The organism is Macrococcus capreoli (assembly GCF_025628935.1).
Classification (GTDB): domain Bacteria; phylum Bacillota; class Bacilli; order Staphylococcales; family Staphylococcaceae; genus Macrococcoides; species Macrococcoides capreoli.
Map to the genome: position 1 here is coordinate 1 of NZ_JAOTIS010000024.1, position 22,959 is coordinate 22,959.

21 protein-coding genes and 1 pseudogene are annotated in these 22,959 nt (G+C 33.9%); 21 read left to right on the forward strand and 1 reads right to left on the reverse strand.

Going from position 1 to position 22,959, the window contains the following annotated elements:
* The first annotated feature begins 20 nt into the window (after positions 1–20).
* From OCL94_RS12605 to OCL94_RS12635, 7 genes are all read left to right on the forward strand, one after another.
* Entirely contained in the window at positions 21–860 is an 840-nt protein-coding gene (locus OCL94_RS12605; RefSeq protein WP_262997279.1) for an ABC transporter permease, read from the forward strand.
* On the forward strand, positions 860–1,678 hold the full coding sequence (locus tag OCL94_RS12610; RefSeq protein WP_262997280.1) for an ABC transporter permease: 819 nt from the start codon (positions 860–862) through the stop codon (positions 1,676–1,678). Before OCL94_RS12605 ends, OCL94_RS12610 begins: the two co-directional genes overlap by 1 nt.
* Complete coding sequence (locus tag OCL94_RS12615; RefSeq protein ID WP_262997281.1) at positions 1,638–2,636, forward strand: ABC transporter ATP-binding protein; 999 nt, start codon at positions 1,638–1,640, stop codon at positions 2,634–2,636. The genes OCL94_RS12610 and OCL94_RS12615 overlap by 41 nt, the downstream gene beginning before the upstream one ends.
* 14 nt (positions 2,637–2,650) lie before the next feature.
* Positions 2,651–3,643, forward strand: coding sequence for a histidinol phosphate phosphatase domain-containing protein (locus OCL94_RS12620; protein ID WP_262997282.1), 993 nt, complete (start codon positions 2,651–2,653; stop codon positions 3,641–3,643).
* Between the two features lie 429 nt (positions 3,644–4,072).
* Positions 4,073–7,153 carry an Ig-like domain-containing protein gene (locus tag OCL94_RS12625; RefSeq protein WP_262997283.1) on the forward strand — a complete coding sequence of 1,027 codons (3,081 nt, stop codon included), beginning with the start codon at positions 4,073–4,075 and terminating at the stop codon, positions 7,151–7,153.
* A gap of 215 nt (positions 7,154–7,368) precedes the next feature.
* Positions 7,369–8,199, forward strand: coding sequence for a trypsin-like serine peptidase (locus tag OCL94_RS12630; RefSeq protein WP_262997284.1), 831 nt, complete (start codon positions 7,369–7,371; stop codon positions 8,197–8,199).
* A 154-nt stretch (positions 8,200–8,353) separates the two neighbouring features.
* Positions 8,354–8,536, forward strand: coding sequence for a hypothetical protein (locus tag OCL94_RS12635; RefSeq protein WP_262997285.1), 183 nt, complete (start codon positions 8,354–8,356; stop codon positions 8,534–8,536).
* A 426-nt stretch (positions 8,537–8,962) separates the two neighbouring features.
* Here OCL94_RS12635 and OCL94_RS12640 read toward each other — a convergent pair whose 3' ends face one another.
* Positions 8,963–9,370, reverse strand: coding sequence for a DUF2188 domain-containing protein (locus OCL94_RS12640; RefSeq protein ID WP_262997286.1), 408 nt, complete (start codon positions 9,368–9,370; stop codon positions 8,963–8,965).
* 98 nt (positions 9,371–9,468) lie between these two features.
* Here OCL94_RS12640 and OCL94_RS12645 point away from each other — a divergent pair, with 98 nt between their 5' ends.
* The 14 genes and pseudogenes from OCL94_RS12645 to OCL94_RS12710 all read left to right on the forward strand — a co-directional run bounded on the left by OCL94_RS12645 (position 9,469) and on the right by OCL94_RS12710 (position 22,933).
* On the forward strand, positions 9,469–10,152 hold the full coding sequence (locus OCL94_RS12645; RefSeq protein ID WP_262997287.1) for an EcsC family protein: 684 nt from the start codon (positions 9,469–9,471) through the stop codon (positions 10,150–10,152).
* Positions 10,109–10,507, forward strand: coding sequence for a hypothetical protein (locus OCL94_RS12650; RefSeq protein WP_262997288.1), 399 nt, complete (start codon positions 10,109–10,111; stop codon positions 10,505–10,507). Before OCL94_RS12645 ends, OCL94_RS12650 begins: the two co-directional genes overlap by 44 nt.
* A 174-nt stretch (positions 10,508–10,681) precedes the next feature.
* Positions 10,682–11,392 carry a GntR family transcriptional regulator gene (locus OCL94_RS12655; protein WP_262997289.1) on the forward strand — a complete coding sequence of 237 codons (711 nt, stop codon included), beginning with the start codon at positions 10,682–10,684 and terminating at the stop codon, positions 11,390–11,392.
* Between the two features lie 57 nt (positions 11,393–11,449).
* A complete protein-coding gene (locus OCL94_RS12660) occupies positions 11,450–12,547 on the forward strand; it encodes an SIS domain-containing protein (RefSeq protein ID WP_262997290.1) in 1,098 nt (365 codons plus the stop codon).
* On the forward strand, positions 12,547–13,473 hold the full coding sequence (locus OCL94_RS12665; protein WP_262997291.1) for a 1-phosphofructokinase family hexose kinase: 927 nt from the start codon (positions 12,547–12,549) through the stop codon (positions 13,471–13,473). Before OCL94_RS12660 ends, OCL94_RS12665 begins: the two co-directional genes overlap by 1 nt.
* Entirely contained in the window at positions 13,473–14,411 is a 939-nt protein-coding gene (locus tag OCL94_RS12670; RefSeq protein WP_262997292.1) for a tagatose 1,6-diphosphate aldolase, read from the forward strand. The genes OCL94_RS12665 and OCL94_RS12670 overlap by 1 nt, the downstream gene beginning before the upstream one ends.
* Before the next feature lie 14 nt (positions 14,412–14,425).
* Complete coding sequence (locus OCL94_RS12675; RefSeq protein WP_262997293.1) at positions 14,426–16,204, forward strand: glycoside hydrolase family 35 protein; 1,779 nt, start codon at positions 14,426–14,428, stop codon at positions 16,202–16,204.
* A 5-nt stretch (positions 16,205–16,209) separates the two neighbouring features.
* Positions 16,210–16,689, forward strand: coding sequence for a PTS system mannose/fructose/N-acetylgalactosamine-transporter subunit IIB (locus tag OCL94_RS12680; protein WP_262997294.1), 480 nt, complete (start codon positions 16,210–16,212; stop codon positions 16,687–16,689).
* A gap of 46 nt (positions 16,690–16,735) precedes the next feature.
* The gene (locus tag OCL94_RS12685; RefSeq protein ID WP_262997295.1) at positions 16,736–17,632 is read left to right on the forward strand and encodes a PTS mannose/fructose/sorbose/N-acetylgalactosamine transporter subunit IIC; all 897 of its coding nucleotides are present in this window, start codon (positions 16,736–16,738) and stop codon (positions 17,630–17,632) included.
* Entirely contained in the window at positions 17,616–18,461 is an 846-nt protein-coding gene (locus OCL94_RS12690; RefSeq protein WP_411268504.1) for a PTS system mannose/fructose/sorbose family transporter subunit IID, read from the forward strand. The genes OCL94_RS12685 and OCL94_RS12690 overlap by 17 nt, the downstream gene beginning before the upstream one ends.
* A gap of 13 nt (positions 18,462–18,474) precedes the next feature.
* Positions 18,475–18,870 carry a PTS sugar transporter subunit IIA gene (locus OCL94_RS12695; RefSeq protein WP_262997297.1) on the forward strand — a complete coding sequence of 132 codons (396 nt, stop codon included), beginning with the start codon at positions 18,475–18,477 and terminating at the stop codon, positions 18,868–18,870.
* 15 nt (positions 18,871–18,885) lie between these two features.
* Positions 18,886–20,025 (forward strand): N-acetylglucosamine-6-phosphate deacetylase, encoded by a 1,140-nt coding sequence (gene nagA / locus OCL94_RS12700; protein ID WP_262997298.1) that lies wholly within the window; start codon positions 18,886–18,888, stop codon positions 20,023–20,025.
* 288 nt (positions 20,026–20,313) lie between these two features.
* Positions 20,314–21,693 (forward strand): annotated as a pseudogene (locus OCL94_RS12705) (peptide ABC transporter substrate-binding protein).
* Between the two features lie 10 nt (positions 21,694–21,703).
* Positions 21,704–22,933: a Gfo/Idh/MocA family protein gene (locus tag OCL94_RS12710; protein WP_262997299.1), complete on the forward strand. Its 1,230-nt coding sequence runs from the start codon at positions 21,704–21,706 to the stop codon at positions 22,931–22,933.
* The last annotated feature ends 26 nt before the right edge of the window (positions 22,934–22,959 follow it).

The following is a 22,959-nucleotide window of genomic DNA, read 5'->3' on the forward strand; positions in this document are numbered from 1 at the left end:
TTTCTTATAAGGAGGTCCATATGAAAGGTAAGTCGTTGTTTATTACAGCAATAATAATTTTGTTCGTATCGTTATTTGCGTTCTTAATCTATCCATTTTTAATGATGGTAATAAGTAGTTTCCAGACGAATGCTCAAGATGCTTTCACGATCGGTAACTATCAGGAAGTCTTTACGAAACCGATGTATTTAACGGCGTTTATTAATTCGATTATTATTTCAGTTGTTTCAAGTGTTATTGCTCTTATCATTACGTTAATAGCAACGTATGCCATTAAATCTAAATCAGAAAAGTTTCAGAACAATATATTAGTAATGGCTAATTTAACGAGTAACTTTGCGGGGATTCCGTTAGCCTTTGCATTTATTATTTTATTAGGTAATACCGGGCTATTTATCTTACTGGATAAGACATTAGGCTGGAATTTACTTGAAGGATTTAATTTATACAGCTGGAGTGGCTTAATCTTAATTTATATTTATTTTCAGTTACCACTTGGGATTATGTTGTTATATCCGGTATTTGACGGACTGGATAAACACTGGAGAGAAGCGGCAACGATACTCGGGGCGAATGACTTTCAATACTGGAAGCGTATTGCGATTCCGTTTATTACGCCGAGTGTGTTAGGTGTATTTACGATTATGTTCGCCAATGCGATGGGGGCTTATGCGTCTGCATACGCCTTAACCGGTAGCTCATATAATATGTTAGCCATTCGTATCGGGGCAACAGTATCAGGTGATATCTTTGCACGACCTGAAATTGCAGCCGCTTTATCCATTATTCTTGCGATCATATTACTTGTGAATATGGTTGTCAATGACTGGTTAACGAATAGAATGAGGAGGGATATTTAATGAAAGGCTTTATTAAAAACTTAAGTTTAATCGGTATTAGCCTTTATTTAATTGTTCCTCTAATTGCCACGTTGATGTACTCACTGGCAACAGCGTGGAGTCATAGCATTTTGCCGGAAGGAATAACGTTAAAGTGGTATGGCGCGTTATTTACGGATGGTGACTTTATTCAGTCAATGGTGAATTCATTATTGCTTGTCGGTGGAACGACAATTGCCGCTGTCATCATTATGGTACCGGCTATTTACGGGATTGTATTATATTTTCCGAAGCTTGAACCGTTTATTAAATGGGCGATTATCAGTGTGTATACAATGCCTGGTATTATTTCAAGTGTAGGGTTATTAAAGGCTTATTCAAACAGTTCCATACCAATGATCTTTGTAGTAGCGGGTGCGTATTTTGTCAGTATTTTACCGTTTATGTATCAAGGGATTCGTAATAATATGCGTAATATTAATGTTGTGCAACTCGTTGAGGCAGCTGAAATATTAGGCGCCACGAAGATGCAGGCATTTACGAAGATAATATTACCAAATATCATGCCGGGAATCATCGTGTCAGCATTGCTCAGCTTCTCTGTATTATTTGGTGAATTCGTTATGATTAACATTTTATTAGGTTCAAACTTTAAGACGATTCAAATCTTCCTGATGGAGAATTTAAAGAAGAACGGTCATATTTCGAGTGCAATCGTAAGTTGTTATTTCATATTATTAGCATTGATTACTTTCGCGATTTTAAAATTAACGATGCGTAAAAAAGGAGAACGAATCGATGAGTTACATCCAAATCAAGCAGTTAGTAAAGAAATTTAATGGGAAAGCGGTATTAAAGTCACTGGATTTAAATATTGAGCGTGGCAGTTTAACGACGTTATTAGGACCAAGTGGATGTGGTAAAAGTACGTTACTTAGAAGTATTGCCGGATTACATTCGATTGATTCTGGAGAAATCGTACTGGATGATAAACGTATTGATACTTTATCGCCGAAAGAACGTGAAATTGGTATGGTATTTCAGAACTATGCATTGTTTCCGAACATGACAGTAGAAGAGAATGTACGTTTCGGATTAGATATGAAGAAAGTAAATAAATCGGAGTCTCGTACGAAAGTTCAGGAAATGATTGCGCTCGTTGGTTTAGAAGGAAAGGAGAAATCATTTCCCAGGGAATTATCAGGCGGGCAGCAACAGCGTGTGGCATTAGCGCGTGCGTTAGTGACAGAACCTAAAGTGCTGTTACTCGATGAACCGTTAAGTGCACTAGATGCACAAATTCGTAAACATTTACAATCGTTATTGAAACGTCTGCAATTAGAGTTAGGGATTACGATGATACTTGTTACACATGACCAGGAAGAAGCGATGGCGTTAAGTGATTATGTGTATATATTAAATGACGGTGAAATTGCTCAGGAAGGTTCACCGAATGATATTTATAAACATCCGAAGTCAGAGTTTATCGCGAAGTTTATTGGAAATTATAATGTGTTGAATAAAGCGACATATGAGAAAGTGTTTAATGCACCGTTAGTGGATGCACAGTATGTAGCGATTCGCCCGGAAATTATTAGCCCTGAACCGATTGAAGGCGCACGAGCGATTGTTGGCGAAGTGATGCATACAGCGATGTTAGGGTCAATTATACGTTATGATGTTAAAATAGGGGACGAGATGATTTACGTTGATCGTCTGAATAGAACATATCAGCAGATTACAGATAACAAGATTCAGTTATATGTTAAAGAGGAAGATATGATAAAAATTATTTAGAATAGGGTGTGGCTATGAAAGTAGATTTCCATATTCATTTAGAAGAAGGACCATATACGAATAACTTTTTTAATAAGACGATTCAGTCGATTGATGCGGTTAAAGGGAATATTTCTGACGGGACGTTGAAGGATATTGAGCGTAAAGCGACTCTATTTGAAACACGATTAAATGAAGGAGACTATTCTGAGTGGTGGCTCGATTTGTATTTAGAGACTGCACTGCAAAAAGGATTAAAGCAAGTAGGTATTGTAGATCATTTATATCGCTTTGAAGAGACGAGAGCGTATTTTCTGAAATATATGGATGTGTCGGATACGGATTTAGGTCGCCGTCAGAGGGAATGGCTAGAGCAGGTAATGACGCATAAGATGAGTGAATTTGTTGCGTTTATTGATTGTCAGAAAGATAAGTGGCGTGAAGCTGGCGTGGCGCTGAAGCTGGGGATAGAAGCGGATTACTTTGTCGGTGGTGAAGATGAATTAAGGGCATTACTTGCGCCATATGACTTTGATTATATTATCGGTTCGGTACACTTTAATCACGGCTGGGGATTTGATAATCCGGAGCTTGAAAGTAAGTTTAACGACTATGATTTAGTAGCGTTGTATGAAGATCACTTTGAAACGGTGATTAAAGCAGCGGAAAGTGGTATCTTCAGCTTTATCGCACATTTAGATAATTTGAAAGTATTTAATTATCGACCAGATGAAACACTGCTCATGCCATCTTATGAGAAAGTGGCGAAAGCGTTAGCAGCTAACGATGTCGCGACAGAAATAAATGTCGGGTTGAAGTATCGCTATCCGGTGAAAGAACAATGTCCGAGTGAACGATTTGTGCGCGTGTTAAGTGAGCACGGTGTACAGTTCACAACGAGTTCCGATAGCCATTTCCCGCATGATATCGGCATTTATAATGATGATATTAGAGCACTACTTAAACGAAACGGTGTGAACGAAATCGTGACGTTTAGCAATATGGAAAGAGTAAGCGTGGAAATATAGGATAAGAGTGGGGCACCTCCTGAAGTCGAATTGACTTGAGGAGGTATCTTTTTGTTGGGGCTGAGGGAGAGTTGGGAGTAAGTGCCCAATTAGGAGTGGACATGGTCACATCGTTTGGACAATAACTAATGGGTTAATTATTTGATCCTATATTTTTTATACTTCTATATTGAACGACAATTAATGACGTTAACGATGTTTATAATGAGAGAGGAAATAGGTAAGGAAACTGATTAATTAATTATGATAATTGTTGTACTTTCAGTAATGAAAACGTTTCATTTCATACAGTTGAATGTATAAATTAACATATAATTTCATTATTTAAATTATTGGTTTCTTTTACTAAAAATATGTACCACCATACTAAATTTGGTGATATTATATTGTGATAGATTATAATATTTTTAATTCAAAGGGGATAGCGGAATGAAGAAGGTTTTGTCAGTATTTGTAGTATTGAGCTTGTTATTTAATATTCTGTTCCAACAACCGATCTTTGCGGCAGCGGATATAGAAAAGCCAGTAATTAAAAGTGTGACAGTAGACAAAAAGTCAGCAAAAGTAGGAGATACAGTAACCTATATTGTAGAAGCAACAGATAATGTAGCTATATCAAGAGCTTACATAGAGTTGTCAAAACCACAGACTGGTAATAAAGAGTTTCATAGAATGACAAGTATAGGAAATAATAAATATGAATATTCAATGTTTGTTACAGATAGTAGTGAAACCGGAGCATGGCAGGTATCATATGTTTCAGTAGAAGATACATCATCAAACACTATATACGAGTATAATAAAACTGTAAATTCTTTTGGAACAGCAGATTTCTCATCGGCTATTGTTAATGTAACTGGTGGTGTTGCGGATGTAGAAAAGCCAGTAATCAAGAGTGTGACAGTAGACAAAAGGTCAGCAAAAGTAGGAGATACGGTTACGTATATTGTAGAAGCAACAGATAATGTAGCTATATCAAGAGCTTACATAGAGCTGTCAAAACCACAGACTGGTAACAAAGAGTTTCATAGAATGACAAGTATAGGAAATAATAAATATGAATATTCAATGTTTATTACAGATAGTAGTGAAACCGGAGCATGGCAGGTATCATATGTTTCAGTAGAAGATACATCATCAAACACTATATACGAGTATAATAAAACTGTAAATTCTTTTGGAACAGCAGATTTCTCATCGGCTATTGTTAATGTAACTGGTGGTGTTGCGGATGTAGAAAAGCCAGTAATTAAAAGTGTGACAGTAGACAAAAAGTCAGCAAAAGTAGGAGATACAGTTACGTATATTGTAGAAGCAACAGATAATGTAGCTATATCAAGAGCTTACATAGAGCTGTCAAAACCACAGACTGGTAATAAAGAGTTTCATAGAATGACAAGTATAGGAAATAATAAATATGAATATTCAATGTTTATTACAGATAGTGGTGAAACCGGAGCATGGCAGGTATCATATGTTTCAGTAGAAGATACATCATCAAACACTATATACGAGTATAATAAAACTGTAAATTCTTTTGGAACAGCAGATTTCTCATCAGCTATTGTTAATGTTACAGATGATCAGCTAGCTGTTGACAAACCAACAACAGAAAGACCAACAACAGAAAAGCCAACAACGGAAAAGCCGACAACAGAGAAACTATTAGATCCTAAAAAATTACTTAAAAGTATTAGTGTTAATAAGCAATCTTTCAAAGATGGAGAGCAAATCAAATTTTCTGCAGAAGTATTAGATGATTCTAGAGCAAAGATTTCTGAAATCATGCTAAATTATGTGGATTATGAAAAATCAGATGTAATGTATTTATATTTACATTCTAGCGATAAAGATACTTTTACGCTTGAACAGGAAGTAAATGATTTAATTAAATCAGGAAAATGGAAAGTAACTAACATAACTGTATTCTACAATAATGGCGAACTTCAAAATTTCTTTAACACGAAAGCAGAATTTGGTACTCAATATCAACCATATGCTGATTACTCTAATATTGATTTAACTGTTGAAAAAACTTATAAACCATCATTTATTCCTGATGGAGTATTAAATAATAATAGTGACTATGAGCGAAAACTTCACAAAATTAAAGTATTAAAAGATTACCAAGAACTCTATAGCACAAGTTATATAGCATATAGAACTACTGATCAAGCTATTAGAGATGCAATGACTCATATTGATTCAAAAAGCTATTATTACGACAAAACAAGTGTTTCAAAGGGTTATATTATGTTTAATAATGGTGTTACATCTTTTGCTGGTACATCTAGTGATATAACAATCTATGTTAAATCATATCGAGACTTGAACAATACTGTTGCTGAACCATCTGTTGAAAAACCAACAACAGAAAAACCAACAACAGAAAGACCAACGACAGAGAAACCGACAACAGAAAAACCAACAACAGAGAAACCAACAACAGAAAAACCAACAACTGAGAGACCAACAACAGAAAAACCAACAACAGAGAAACCAACGACAGAGAAACCAACAACAGAGAAACCAACGACAGAAAGACCAACAACAGAACGTCCAACAACAGAGAAACCGACAACAGAAAGACCAACAACAGAGAAACCAACAACAGAGAAACCAACAACAGAGAAACCAACGACAGAAAGACCAAAAACAGAAAAACCAACAACAGAAAAACCGACAACAGAAAGACCAACGACAGAAAGACCAACAACAGAGAAACCGACAACAGAAAGACCAACAACAGAAAAACCGACAACAGAAAAACCAACAACAGAGAAACCAACAACAGAACGTCCAACAATAGAAAGACCGACGACAGAACGTCCAACAACAGAAAGACCGACGATAGAACGTCCGACAACAGAAAAACCAACAACAGAACGCCCAACAACAGAACGCCCAACAACAGAAAAACCGAAACCAACAAAACCAACGACTACTCAGCCGAAACCATCAACAACAAAACCAAAGCCGACTACAACTAAGCCGACGACTTCTAAACCAAAACCAGTTGTCGTTGCTAAGCCTGTAATTACTAATAAATATATTAGCAATGCTTCAGCTGTAATTGGTGGTAAGGGTATGTCTAACAGTAAGGTATATGCTGTAGTTAACAATAAAGTGATCGGTTCTGCTGTTGTTAAGAATGGTAAATTCTCGTTTAAGATTGCAAAGCAGAAAGCTGGTACTAAGATTTCATTCTATGCATACTACAACAAGAACAAGAGTGCAGTTGTAACCGTAAAAGTTATTGATAAGATTGCGCCTGGCCTTCCAACAGTTAACAAAGTAACAACAAAATCAACATCTGTTTCAGGTAAGGGCGAAAGATATGCAAAGGTTTATGTTTACAAAGGCAAATCTAAAGTAGGATATGCTGTAGTAGACAGAAAAGGGAATTTCAATGTTAAGATAGCTAAGCAAAAGAAAAATACCCAATTATCTATTTACCTAGTCGATAAATCTGGCAATAGAGGTAAATCTAAAGTGATTAAAGTTTCTTAATAACATTTACATGATTAGATATTCATTTATCTAGTCATGTTTTTTATAAACTTAATATTGCAAACAATATATTTTCAAGATAATATATATTTAATAAGGTATTTTACACTTCACAATATAGTGTTGATAGGATTGTAAGCATTCCTTTTATTGTAAAGGTATTTATGCATTAATCATTATAAACAAAAATCTAATAAGACGATGGAGAGCAAACTATGCTGAAAAAAATGATGGTTATCGGACTAGCTGTATCCTCAATTACAACAATTGGTGTTACTAAAAGTACACAAGCAATTGAAACAGGTTATTACTACGATGGAGAAACGCAAAGTAATTTGTATGCTGGAGGAATGCTCGCTAAACAAATTCCTAATACTTCTTTAGGTGAAAAGCCAGCGGGTCATTCAAATACTTCTAAGTACAAAGCAGTTGGTTACATTAAAAACTTATACAGCTCAAATGGTGGTTCGATGATGGGTACTGGCGTTGTGATTGACGATTATACGATCCTAACGAATGCACACGTTATTGATAAGGTAGGTTTTACGGCAACAAGTCCTAAAAACTTAACGTTTCAAATGAATCGTGATGGTCCATATGTGCCTTATAGCTTTGCAGTAAAGAAAATATATAAGATAAAAGGTGCAGATTTAGCGCTGTTATACACATATAAAAAGTTATCCAATAGTGTTCAACCGATGGGGTTTGCGTCTGAAACTTATATTAATAGTTTAAAAAAAGGAACGCCACTTTATTCAGTTGCCTATCCATACTACAAATCGTATTGGGGCACTAAAAGATATTGGTATCGTTCATATTTCCTGAGAAATACGACTAACGGTAAAGAATTGATGATGAAAGACAAAATTAGAGGTGGCAACTCTGGCTCTCCATTAGTTAATAGCAAATATCAAATTGTAGGTATACGTACTTATGGTGAACGTGTTGATGGTTATGATGAAAATAAATGGGCAAAATACGAACTTGGTGGTTCTTTTGCGATTAAAGGCAATGTAAGAAAGTTAATCTTTAAATATAAATATTAAGTTTGTTATTATATTTGATATGAAGTATACGTGCTTATTAAACATGATTGGAAGTTTTCCAATCATGTCATACTGAAGACAAAGTCTCCTCCGGAGATGAAGTCTTCAGTCTTTTTTTATACAATAGTATTAACAATGATTTGGGTTGATTATTTTGTTGAGTATATCAGAAGATAAAAGAAATCAATTAGATGTTGTTGCAATCTCTGATTTAGTGCCACAGGATCATTTACTAAGAAAAGTAGATAAAATATTGGATTTGAATTTTATTTATCCTCTGGTTGAAGATAAATTATATCATTCTAACCCAAATGTATGTAAAAGTGTCCGTTTCTAAATAAATGTACAGAAAACAAACAGTATAAAAAGCAATCAAAGACACATTTGGCAAGAATACTGAGAAGATGTTGAAGAAATAAGACATACAGAAGATGGAAGAATGGGAAATAAGTTAAGGTCTCAAACTATAGAAAGAAGATTTGGTGATGCTAAAGAATAGCATGGGATGAGATGGACAAAGTTTAGAAGAGTGAAAAAAGTGCCCATGGAAACCACGTTTATTTGCGCATGAATGAATTTAAAAAAATTAGCCAATTAGGTAATCAAAGATACTCAATTGGCATAGAATAATGAACGATATTTTAAATTTCGAAGATTTTCTTCGAATAAATGAAAAAATAATCAATAAAAAGACAAACTCGCTGTGACATTCTTTCATTCACATGAAAAATAGCTCAAGCTTGATTGTGGCTTGAGCTTTAATTTATTCATCCTTCTTATGCTGAATCACTTTTTTATCTCTGTTTTCTGCAATCGCTTTGGCGCGATTAACAGCTTCTTTTTTCGTATCGAATGTAGCGGATGCACGCTTCGCATCTTTTGTTTTGACCTTCCATTGCTCATCTTCATAATACACTTCTACATCATTATCGATTAAATCTGTGTTAACTGAATCGTCTTTTTTATGCAATGTAATCTTTTTATGTTTAAGTGTTGCGCGTTCTTCATCACTGGCATTTTTATACCAATCCTGTGCTTGCTTTGTTGCGATTGGAATTAAATCTTCTTTATAGCCTTGCTTGAGCATCGCATTGCCGATATCAATCGCCTTTTTACGTTCTAGTTCATCGAAGTTCTTCCAGCTATTCGGATAATCATTCATTGTCCACATTGTATGACCTCCTGGATTTATTTACTTTTAATATAACCTGAATATAAAAAGATAATCATTGAAATGTCATCATTATAAAAATTTGGGGAGGAATTTTGATGAAAGAATTAACTGAATCAAATGTAGGTAAAGTTTTAGAGTGGACATATGATAAAGCTGAAAATGGTGTGCCTGGTAATCAATCTGCAGAAGAATTAGCAAATAGTTATCTTAAAAGAGCTAAAAACGAAGAAGAAGCAATTAAAAGTTTAATAAAGTGGCAAACTGCTAAATGCACAACTTCAGGTGTAGTTACTGGTATAGGCGGCGGATTTGTAGCAGCAGTTGGAATACCAGCAAACTTGGCGTCAGTTATGTATATGCAAATGAGAATGATTGCTGCCATTGCACATATACGTGGATATGATTTACGAGATGATCAAGTACAGACTTTTGTATATGTTTGTTTGACTGGTCAAAGTATAAACGAAGTTTTAAAATCATCAGGTATAAAAATAGGTCGGTTGTATAATAAACAGGAGTTCAAATTTGAAATTCTGTTTATTTTTTTATTATCGAGGTGGATAAGCAAACTATCTATAAATTATGATATTATAAATCAAAAGGAGGAATATTATGGAATATATTCTAATTGCAGTTGGTATCATTATATGCAGTTTACTCATTTTTTTATTCGTGAAGCTTATTCACAAATTAGCAAAAATGAAAATAAAATTACAAACATTATATATGATTATTATGTCGATAGTGTTACTGCCAGCACTAACGATATTAATTTATAAAGAAATCGGTAATTATTGGTCAAGTCCGACTGAAGAAGATTCAAGACGACTTGGGGAGATGACTGCTAAAACGATTTATAGCCCAGATTATAAAAGAATTGAAAGTGAAGAAACCATTTATGGAATCGCACCTTTAATCTCAAGATTTAACCGACCGAAAGATAGCTATATTTATTACGTAAATGTATATACGAACAAAGATACTTATATGTTTTCGTGCGATGAAAACACTTGGGTGAAAGTACCTAAATGTAAAAAAGTTAGTATTGGTAGCTGGAGTGGCGTAACGGACTATGAGGGTGGAAAGACATTTTTCAAAGGGTATGAACGGTTTAAGGATGGTAAGGAAAAGTGATGAATTTTGACAAACGTATTTTACATTTAACAAAAAATCATATTTGAAAAATCTTTAAATATGTATTAAATACGCAGAGTATCACATCATTTAAATTTATTGTAATGAAAACCTTTACAAAAAGAGAAGATAGAATTATAATTTAATTGGTTATAACCAGTAGGGGAGTTTGCTATGAAGTCACAAGTACAATTATATTTACAAATTGCTGAGAAAATAAGAAATAATATTGATATTGGTGAATTAAAAGAAGGTGATAAATTACCATCTGAAAGGAAGCTTTGTGAATTATATAATGTTAGTCGAATTACAATTAGACAAGCACTCGATTTACTTGAACATGAACGAATTATACAACGAAAACAAGGTATTGGTACATATGTACTACCATCTCAATATAATCAAATTTTAAACAATTTATATAGTTTCAGTGATGAAATCTTAAAAAAAGGTGACAAGCCATCAACAAAAATGCTGGATATTCAGTTAGTAAAAGTAAATGAATATATCCATAAAAGAACAGGTTTGATGCTCAACGCTTACGTCTTTAAATTAACACGTTTAAGATTAGCTAACGAAAAGCCCTTGGTACTTGAATATAGTTATATTCCACAATCTTTGGCACCAGATTTGGATAATTTTAATTTTAACAAAGTTTCATTATATGAAATATTATCGAATGAATATCAAATTAAAATAGACAGAGCCCATGAAACATTAGAAGCAACAATTCTTACGAAAGAAGAAGCAGAATTACTTAATAAGAGACCTAAGCATATTGCAATGTACATACAGCGTTACTCATATTCAAAAGGACAAATTGTTGAATATACACGTAGTTTAGTTGTAGGGGATGAGTATAAATATACTGTAGAGCTATTATAAGCTCTATATTTTTACAAATCAGTGGTTATAACAACATTACCTATGGAGGGAAAAGTAATGAATATACATGAAACACATACGTACAAAGAAATTAAACAACAACCTTTGATGTGGCAAAAAACAGTCGAATTGGTAGATGAGAAAAAGGATAGCTTTAATGACTTCATTGAAGGTATTAAAGCACAGGGTAAAGCGGTTAAGATTTTATTTACGGGTGCAGGATCATCTGCTTATGTAGGAGATACATTGAGAACGTTGTATCTGTCAGATAGATTTCATGATTTTGAAGTTGAATCAGTAGCAACAACTGATTTTGTTACCAATCCTGAAAATTATTTAAATCCTGATAAATCAATTATAGTAGTCTCATTTGCACGTTCTGGTAATAGTCCGGAAACGAAAGGTACGGTAGAACTTGCTGATCAATTATCTGACAATGTTTATCACGTATTTATTACAAATAACAAGGATGGTTATTTAGCGAAATATACAGGTGAGAAGGCATTTAAAGTAATTCTTCCAGAAGAAACGAATGATAAATCACTTGCAATGACTTCTAGTTTCTCAACAATGTTGCTTGCTGCGTATCTACTCTTTATCGGTGAAGTTTCATCTACTTTTACATCGAATGCAAAAGAGAAGTTTGATGACATTAAAGCATTTGCAAAACATGTTAGTGAAAAAGAATTTAAAAAGGTATTTTATGTTGGTAGTAAAGAAAATGGAGCAATCACGAGAGAAACAAGTTTAAAATTAAATGAACTTTCAGCAGGGAAAATTGAGATTGCGCGTGAAACGACGCTAGGTTTCAGACATGGTCCAAAAGCTGGATTAAAGGATGGTTCTTTGTTTATTCTGCTTGCTCATGATGAACCTTATATTAAGCAATACGAAGCGGATTTAGTAAAAGAAGTGAGTAACAGTGAAAAGAATTATGAAATATTGGTATTAGATGAAAATCATAATGATATCGGTCAAGTAATCAGTCAATTCAAAGGCATAGAACGCGCTTTAATCTATTTAACTTTCGGTCAACTATTTGCAACATATACATCAGTGAAAAATGGTTTGAATCCAGATAATCCTTCACCGGATGGTTTTATTAACAGAGTGGTTAAAGGTGTAGAAATTTATCCATATGAGCAAGGTAAATAATGATTCTTGTACATTCATTTAATAGTTCTATAGACATTACGTATCAAATTGACCACTTAAATATAGGACAAGTGCATAGACCGAATACAGTTATTAAAAATGCTGGTGGTAAAGGAATTAACGTTGCAAAAGTACTTAATCAACTTAAAGAAAATGTATTAATCATGGGTTATATCGCTGGTAATAATGGTAAGACAATTAAAACTAAATTAGAAGATATTACATTATCTAATGAATTTATTGAAACTGACGGAGAATCAAGAATTTGTATTGCGATAAATGATGGTGTACATCAGACAGAGATTTTAGAATCTGGACCGTTAATAAAAAAAGTTTACCAGAAAGAATATATCCACAAACTAAAACGAAAGCAACATTGCAATGTACAAGTTATAAGTGGTAGTACTCCGATATTAGAAGATGCTACGCCTTTAGAGCATACGCATACAATTCTTAATAGCATTGAGTCAAATTACAATATTGTTGATGTAAGATCATCAGAATTACAACAGTTATTGCAATACGATGAAGTGCACTGTATAAAGCCTAATGAAACAGAGTTTGATGAGTTAATTGGCTATACATGCGAACATTTGGAACAAAGAATTGATGTGTTAAAGCATAATCCTTTATTTCAAAACAAGGATGTATTTTTAACACTCGGTGGAAACGGTGCATTGATTAAAAGAAATAATCATTTATATCGCGCGCATATACCTAATATGCAAATAGTTAATCCTGTAGGTTCAGGAGATAGCACAGTAGCAGGTATAGCATATGGGATAGAAAATTTATTTGATGACGAAATGATGATTAAATTTGCTATGGCATGTGGTATTTCCAACGCAATGAATGAGCAGACAGGTTATATCAGTTTATCTCAAATCAATGAATTAATAGATAAGATAAAGGTGGAGAAAATATAATGACAAAAGATTTAAGTAAATTATTAGATGATAAAGGCATCTTTGCAGCAGTTGCAGTGGATCAACGTGGCGCATTAAGAAAATTATTAGGAGAAAAAGGTACAGATGAGAATTTAGCAATCTATAAAGAATTGGTATCTGAAACATTATCACCGCATGGTTCAGCAATCTTACTTGATCCTGAATATGGCTTTACAGCAGCAGGTAAGAAATCAAGCCATGCTGGTCTAATCATGGCATACGAACAAACAGGTTATGAAAAGCTTGGACCAGGAAGATTTCCGAGACTTGTACAGGATTGCTCAGTAAAAAATCTTGTTGAACGTGGCGCAGACGCTATTAAATTATTGATATACGTAGATGTAGACGAATCAGATGATATCAATAAAGTAAAGGAAGCATTTGTTGAACGTGTAGGTAGTGAGTGTGTTGCAGAGAATGTTCCTTTATTGCTTGAGATATTAGTCTATGATGATCGAATCGGCGATGAAAAAGGAAAAGATTTTGCGAAAGTACGTCCACGCAAAGTAATCGAAGCAATGAAGAAATATAGTGATAGCAGATTTAATGTAGATGTATTAAAAGTAGAAGTTCCTGTAAACATGAATTATGTTGAAGGTTATGGTGATGATTTTGTTTATACAAAAGAAGAAGCAGCAGCATTCTTTAAGGAACAAACAGCAGCAACACATCTTCCATTTGTGTATTTAAGTGGAGGTGTTTCACCAGAGTTATTCAATGAAACGCTTATCTTTGCAAATGAAAGTGGTTCTAAATTTAACGGTATTCTTTGTGGAAGAGCAACATGGAAAGCTGGTACAGAGGTATTTTTAAATGAAGGACAAGATGCAGCAAAATCTTGGCTGTTAAGCAAAGGATTAGAGAATTTAAATAATTTAAATGAAGTCAATCTTGAAAATGCCACACCATTAGTATAAAAGGATGTGAAATCATGAGTAGGTTTAAAGTTGAAGAAACATTCAAGCTTGATGGGCAGCCATTTCATCTATTGTCAGGAGCAATTCATTACTTTAGAAGTGTCAGAGAAGATTGGGAACATAAACTATATAATTTAAAGGCGCTTGGCTTTAATACAGTTGAAACATATGTCCCATGGAATTGGCATGAATTAAGTGAAGGACAATTTGATTTCTCGGGCAATAAAGATTTAAAACATTTTATTGAACTCGCGCAGTCGATCGGTCTATATGTGATTGTACGCCCTTCTCCATTCATTTGTGCAGAATGGGAATTTGGCGGATTGCCTGCCTGGCTTTTGAAAGATAAAAATATGAAAATACGTACTTCAGATCCTGTTTATCTGGAAAAAGTGGACAATTATTATAAGGCTTTATTTAAAATTTTAACACCATTACAAGTGGATAATGGTGGACCAATACTTATGTTTCAAATTGAAAATGAATATGGTTCTTTTTATGAAGATAAAAAATATTTAAAAGCATTGAAAGATATGATGATTGCCAATGGTGTAACCGTACCTTTATTTACTTCGGACGGGGCATGGGAGCAGTGTCTAGATGCTGGGCATTTAGTTGAAGAAGGTGTACTACCTACTGGTAATTTCGGTTCAAGAACAGATCAGCACTTTGATAATTTAGAAGCATTTATGAAAAAGCATAATAAACAATGGCCGATTGTATGCATGGAATTCTGGGATGGATGGTTCAATCGTTGGGGAGATGAAATTATTAAACGTGATAAAACTGACTTAGCTGAACAAGTTAAGATTGCGGTTGAACGTGGTCACGTCAATTTATATATGTTCCATGGTGGTACAAACTTCGGATTCTTTAATGGCTGTTCAGCACGTGGTACGGTAGATCTACCTCAAATTACTTCGTACGACTATGATGCGCCGTTAGATGAAGCAGGTAATCCTACAGCCAAATATTTTGAACTTCAGAAAATGCTGAAAGAAACTTTGCCGACTATAGAACAAAAAGAACCGATTACACATTCATCTATTGCAGTTACTGATATTCAACTTAAGGATAAAGTAAGTCTGCATAATGTACTAGATGATATTTCAACGATTACTGAAAGTTTATATCCACAATCATTTGAAGCATTAGATCATCCATATGGATATGTATTATATCGAACAGAAGTAAAACGCTCGATAGATGAGGAGAAATTTAAAATAATTGATGCACGTGATAGGATCCAGTTATTTTTAAATCATCAACTGAAATATACAGCTTATCAACAAGAAATTGGTGAAGAATTCACGTTACCGTTAGAGGAATATAATCAAATTGATGTATTAGTAGAAAATATGGGCCGTGTCAATTATGGCTATAAATTATTTGCAAGTACACAGTATAAAGGTTTAGGCCAGGGATTGATGATGGATTTACACTTTGTCAACCATTGGAAACAATATGCGATTGATTTTGATCGTATACAAGAGATTGATTATACTCGTGGTTTTGTTGATAACACACCAGCATTTTATCGCTATGAATTTAATTTAGATGAAATTGCTGATACGTATCTGGATATGAGTGATTTCGGAAAAGGTATTGCATTTATCAACGGTTTTAATCTTGGACGTTACTGGGAAAAAGGACCGATTGTATCTTTATATATTTCTAAGTCGTTATTAAAACATGGTAAAAATGAAATTGTTGTGTTCGATACAGAAGGAAAATATGCAGAAATATTAAACACAAGAACAGCACATAAAAATATATTACTAGAAAAGGAATGATATAAATGACAATTATAGCAAATCGTATAGATGGACGACTGATACATGGACAAGTAGCAAACTTATGGAGTACTAAGTTAAATATTACACGTTTTATGGTAATTGATGATGAAGTGGCACAAAGTGATATCGATAAAAGCGGCTTAAAGTTAGCAACGCCTGCAGGTATTAAATTATCAGTACTTCCTGTAGAAAAAGCTGCAAATAATATTTTAGCTGGAAAATATGATTCACAGCGATTAATGATTATCGCTAAAAAACCTGATCGTTTCTTAAGATTGATTGAATATGGTGTACCGATTGACATACTGAATGTTGGTAATATGTCACAAACATCAGAAACGAAATCAATTACAAAGTCAATTAACGTTACGGATGAAGATGTTGAAGTATTTAAACAGTTAAATGAAAAAGGTGTAAAAATAGTGAATCAAATGGTTCCTAATGATAGCATCAATGATTTTATGGCATTATTAAAAAAATGATTAAGTAATAAGAAAAAATAAAAAATATAAACAGAGGTGAAATATTATGGAGATTTTATGGTGGCAAATAGCATTACTATCTTTATACGCTGGTTATCAAATTCTAGATGAGTTACAAATTTATTCATCATTAAGCCAACCTGTTTTTGCAGGATTAATTTCAGGATTAATTATGGGAGATATCAAGACAGGTTTAATTATTGGTGGTAGTATGCAACTTACAATTTTAGGGGTTGGTACTTTTGGTGGTGCAAGTCGTATCGATGCAAATTCAGGTACAATTCTTGCAGTAGCCTTCTCATCAGCATTAGGTATGAGTCCTCAACAAGCTATTGCAACTTTAGCAGTGCCAGTAGCAAGTTTGATGATTCAAACAGATATATTAGCACGTTTTGCTAATACATTCTTTGCACACAGAGTAGATGCTAAAATTGAACAGATGGATTATAAAGGTATCGAACGTAACTTCTTACTTGGTATGGTACCTTGGTCTTTATCACGTATGATTCCAGTTTTCTTAGCACTTGCATTTGGTGGTAAGCTAGTAAAAGCTGTTGTTAATTATTTAAATACAGATTTAAAATGGCTTGGAGATGGTTTAACGGTGGCGGGTGCTGTATTACCAGCAGTCGGATTTGCGATCCTATTACGTTATTTACCTGTGAGAAAGCACTTACCACATTTTATTATCGGATTTGTGCTTGCAGCAATCTTTGTAACAATCTTTGATGGTATTAGTGGACTTAGTGGTGCCGTAAGCGGATTAGACAAAAACTTTGTTAATGCCTCAACAAACTTACCAATGCTTGCTCTTGCATTAATTGGTCTTGCATTTGCAATCATGGAATATAAAAAATCAATTGAAGTTAAACCGAAACTTGCAGGAACAACAACTTCTGCGAATGTAACTGAGGAAGGAGAGATTGATGATGACGAACTCTAATGAAAAAGTAACGCCAGTAGTGCATAAACCTTATGAATTAACTAAAAAAGACTTTAATCAAATTAACCGTCGTTCATTATTAACATTTCAATTAGGATGGAACTATGAAAGAATGCAGGGTTCAGGTTATCTTTATACAATTCTTCCTCAACTAAGAAAGATGTATGGTGATGATACACCTGAATTGAAAGAAATGATGAAAACACATGCACAGTTCTTTAATACGAGTAACTTTTTCAATACAACAATTACTGGTATCGATCTAGCTATTGAAAGTAAAGAAGGGTATCAATCTAAAGACTCAGTTGCAGGTTTAAAAACGGGATTAATGGGACCATTTGCCGCTGTCGGTGACTCAATCTTCGGTTCTTTAGTTCCAACAATCTTTGGGGCGTTAGCAGCAAATATGGCAGTAAACGGAAATCCAATTGGTGCATTCATTTGGCTATTTGCTCAAATTTTAATCATGGTCTTCCGTTGGAAACAGTTAGAATATGCATATAAAGAAGGTATTTCACTAGTAACAACAATGCAACATAGATTAGAAGCATTAACCAATGCAGCAACGATGCTCGGAGTATTCATGGTAGGGGCACTTGTCGCAACGATGGTAAGAGTGAAGTTCGTATGGGCTCCTAAAATAGGTGATTTAACAATCAACGTTCAAAATAATATTGATATGATCTTACCACGTTTAGTACCATTACTTATTGTATTAGGTGTGTACTGGTTATTAGGCCGTAAAAATATGAACTCAACGCGTGCTATCTTTATAGTATTAATTGTTTCAGTTATATTATCAGCTTTAGGTGTATTAGGTAAAATGTAAGGAAGTGAACAGAATGGAAAAATTAATTTTAGTTAGTCATGGTGGCTTTTCAAAAGGATTAAAAGAAAGCACTGAAATGATACTTGGACCTCAGGATTATCTCTATGCAGTATCATTAAATCCAGAAGATGGTGAAGAAGAATTTATCAGTAAGTTTAATGAAGCGCGTAAAGAAGCAGATTCAGTTGTTGTCTTTGCGGATCTTCTAGGTGGCACACCTTGTAATGCAGTCTCAAAACTTATTATGCAAGGTGAGGATATTGAATTATACGCAGGAATGAGTCTTCCTATGGTGATTACTTATATTAATGGTAGAATGATAGGAGAAAAAGCAAATATTATCGATAAATCAAAAGAATATGTAGTTCATGTAAATGAAATACTTGCTTCTTTTGATGAAGATGAATAAGAAAGAGATGATTTCATGCGTTATGTCATTAGAAGTAAAAATATCTTTACTGAAGACGGAATAATAAATGGATATGTTGTAATTAATAATGATAAAATTGAAGACATTCAACATGGAGACTATACTGGTGAGCTATTATTACACGATTATATGAATGCATTTGTATTGCCTGGATTTATTGATATCCATATTCATGGTGGTTACGGTGAAGACGCGATGGATGCATCATATGAAGGATTATTGCACTTATCGAAATCGTTGCTTAGTGAAGGAACAACGTCGTTCCTTCCTACAACGATGACACAGTCAAATGAAAATATTATTAAAGCACTCAGAAATATCAGTAATGTTTATGAAGAAGATTATGAAGGAGCAGAAATTTTAGGTATACACTTAGAAGGACCGTTTATTTCTGAAGAAAAAATAGGTGCACAAAATCCTGAATATGTTCAAAAACCTGATAGTTCACAACTTAAAACATTTCAGACGCACGCAAATAACCTTATAAAAATTGTGACCTTTGCACCTGAAAAAGAAGGAGCAGAATCACTGGTAGAAAGCTTTCCTGAAATTATATTTTCAATCGGTCATTCAGCAGCAACATTTGAACAAGCAGAACATGCAGTAAAGTTAGGTGCAAAGCATATCACACATCTATACAATGGCAGCTCAGGGTTTATGCACCGTGAACCAGGTGTTGTGGGTATGGCGTTAACCAATGAACAAATCCATACAGAAATGATTGTTGATGGATTACATGCACATCCAGCAAGTGTAAAGCTTGCAATATTATCCAAAGGTAATGATAAATTTTATTTAATTACAGATGCAATGAGAGCTAAAGGAAAGCCTGATGGTGTTTATGATTTAGGTGGACAGCAAGTTACTGTAAAAGACGGTGTTGCAAGAATCGATACTGGATCTTTAGCTGGTAGCGTGTTGAAAATGAACCAAGGTTTAAAAAATTTGATTCACTTTAGTGGTAAGGATTTAGAAACTCTTTGGCGAGTAACGAGTTTGAATCAGGCAATCGCTTTGAAAGTAGATGACAAAAAAGGTTCCATTAAGATTGGAAAAGATGCAGACATTGCTATTTTAAATAATGATTTTGATGTAATATCTACGATTAAATCAGGTAAACGATATGAATTTTAATGTAGGTTGGTTATCCAGCCTACTACTTTTAAACTAATAATTATCTGAAAATTCAAACTTTGGAGGTGCAATATGAAAAAGTTATTATATATTTTATTGCTTAGTATGATATTGATGGGATGTAGTAACTCAAAAGAGGCGGATAATGATGCCTTAAGGTTACAATCAGGAAGTGATTTGGCAACGCTAGATTCAGGACTTGCTGTTGACGCATTTGCTTTTGAAATATTGAATGCAACACAAGAAGGATTATATAGATTAAACAAGAATGAAAAGGCAGAGCCTGCAATGGCACTAGAAGATCCTAAAGTTTCAAAAGATGGTAAAGTCTATACAATTAAATTAAGAAAAAATAATAAATGGAGTAATGGAAAACCTGTGACAGCAAATGACTTTGTATATGCATAGCAACGCGTAGTTAATCCTGAAACAGCTTCAGAATATGCATATATTATGTACGATGTGAAGAATGCAAAAGCGATAAATGAAGGTAAGATGAAACCGGACAGTTTGGGCATTCAAGCAGTGGACGATTATACGTTAAAAATAGAATTAGAACAGGCAGTACCTTATTTTAAAGAATTATTGACATTTGGAACATTTCTACCTGTGTCTAAAGGATTTGTAGAAAAACAGGGTGAAAAATATGGAACGACAGTAAAAAATGCATTATTTAGCGGACCATTTATATTGAAAGAATGGAAAATTGAAAACAAATTAAAGTTAGTTAAGAATAAAAATTATTGGGATCACAAAAAAGTTAAATTAAAAGAGATTAATTATAAAGTCATTAAAGATGAACAGACAGCATTAAATTTATTTGAAACAAATAAATTAGATGCAGTGACGGTTAGTTCAGAAAAAGTTTTTAAGTATAAAACAGATAAGGCTTTCAGTACAAGATTAGACTCAGCATTATTCTACATGCAGTTTAATTTAAAAAATAGATACCTAAGCAATCAAAACTTAAGAATAGCATTGTCCCAAGCTATGGATAAAGAGAAGTACGTTAAAACTTTATTAAATAATGGCTCTGTTCCTACTGATAAACTTACACCGAATAAAGTGTTTACGGATAGCAATAATAAAGATTTCAATGATGGAGTAGAGGCACCATATTCATATAATTTAAAAGCAGCACAATCATCTTTAAGTAAAGCGAAGAAAGAGCTTAATACTGATAATATTCAATTGACTTTGTTAACTTTTGATCAGGAAAATGCAAAAACAGATGCGGAATATTTTAAAGAACAAATTGAAAAGAATTTACCAGGAGTAACAATTAAAATTAAACAACAGCCATCTAAGCAGAAAATAGCGTTAACTAAAAAAGGAGAATACGACATCGCATATACCGGATGGGGTCCAGATTATCCAGATCCGATGACATTTCTAGATTTATTTGTTTCGGATACAACTGCTAAAGAAACAGGCTATAATAATCCACAGTTTGATGAATATATTTTGCAAAGTAAAACGGATTTAGTTACACAACCGGATGTGAGGTGGACAACGATGCAAAAAGCCGAAAATCTCTTCTTAAGAGACGCTGTAATTCTACCACTTTATCAAAGAGGGACAGCTAGACTTACAAATCCTCAATTAAAAAATAGAATCATCCACTTCGTAGGAACTACAGAATATAAAGAAGCATATATTATGAAATAGGTGATAATTAATGTTAAAGGCAATATTGATTGGTGCAGGTGACAGAGGTTATATTTATGCGAAAGAGTTGTTAAAGCATCCTCATAAAGTAAAGCTTGTTGCAGTTGCAGAGCCGAATGAATTGAGAGCAGATAAAATTAAAGTACTATGTCCAGATGTGCTTCACTATGAAAATTGGGTGACATTACTGGAAGATAATATTGATGCAGATATTGCACTAATTTGTACACAAGATAAAGAACATTTTCAGCCTGTAATTCAAGCATTACAACGCTATCATGTACTGCTTGAAAAACCGATGAGTCCCAATGCTGCAGAATGCCTTGAAATGGTAGAACAAGCAAAGAAAAACAATAAAGTCTTGTCAGTTTGTCATGTACTCAGATATACCCCTTTCTGGACAAATATAAAACAACTAATTGATCAGGATAAAATTGGTAATATCATCTCGATTCAACTGAATGAAAATGTTGAAATTATGCATATGTCACATAGCTTTGTGAGAGGAAACTGGAATAATGACAAAACTTCCAGTCCTATGATATTAGCTAAATCTTGTCATGATATGGATATCATTAATTATATCCTGCAGTCAGAAGTAGAACGTATTTCTTCTTTCGGTAATCTGATGTACTTTAAAGAAAATTATAAACCTGAAGGTGCTCCAATAAGATGTTTAGAAGGCTGTCCATACGAACAAACCTGTATATTCCATGCCGGGAATTATTATTTAGGAAAAGGGCGTGGCTGGGCGAGAAAGTTTACTGATGTAGATACTGATGAAGCGATAATTGAAAAGCTGAATACTACCGGTTATGGTAAATGTGTTTTCCAAAGTGATAATAATGTTGTTGATCATCAAGTCGTTAATATGCAATGTGAGAATGGAGCGACTGTGACATTCAGTATGTGTGGATTTACGAGAGAACAAACTAGAATCGTTCAAATTATGGGTACAAAAGGTGAAATTAGAGGTAATATGGATGAGAATAAAATAAGTACTTATACGTATTTGAATGAACAGGAAGAAGTTATTTTATTGCCCGAGGCATATGGACATGGCGGAGGCGATAGTGGCATTATTCGTGACTTTTTACATACTATTGATTCCAATACAGAGTCGAAGTCCTCTGCTGAAAAATCTATGAAAAGTCACATGATGGCATTTGCTGCAGAAGCTTCTAGAAAAAGAGGTGGCGAGCCGATTGTTTTATCAAACTTTATTAGTAATTTAGCATAAAAAAAGTGATGGCTTTGCCATCACTT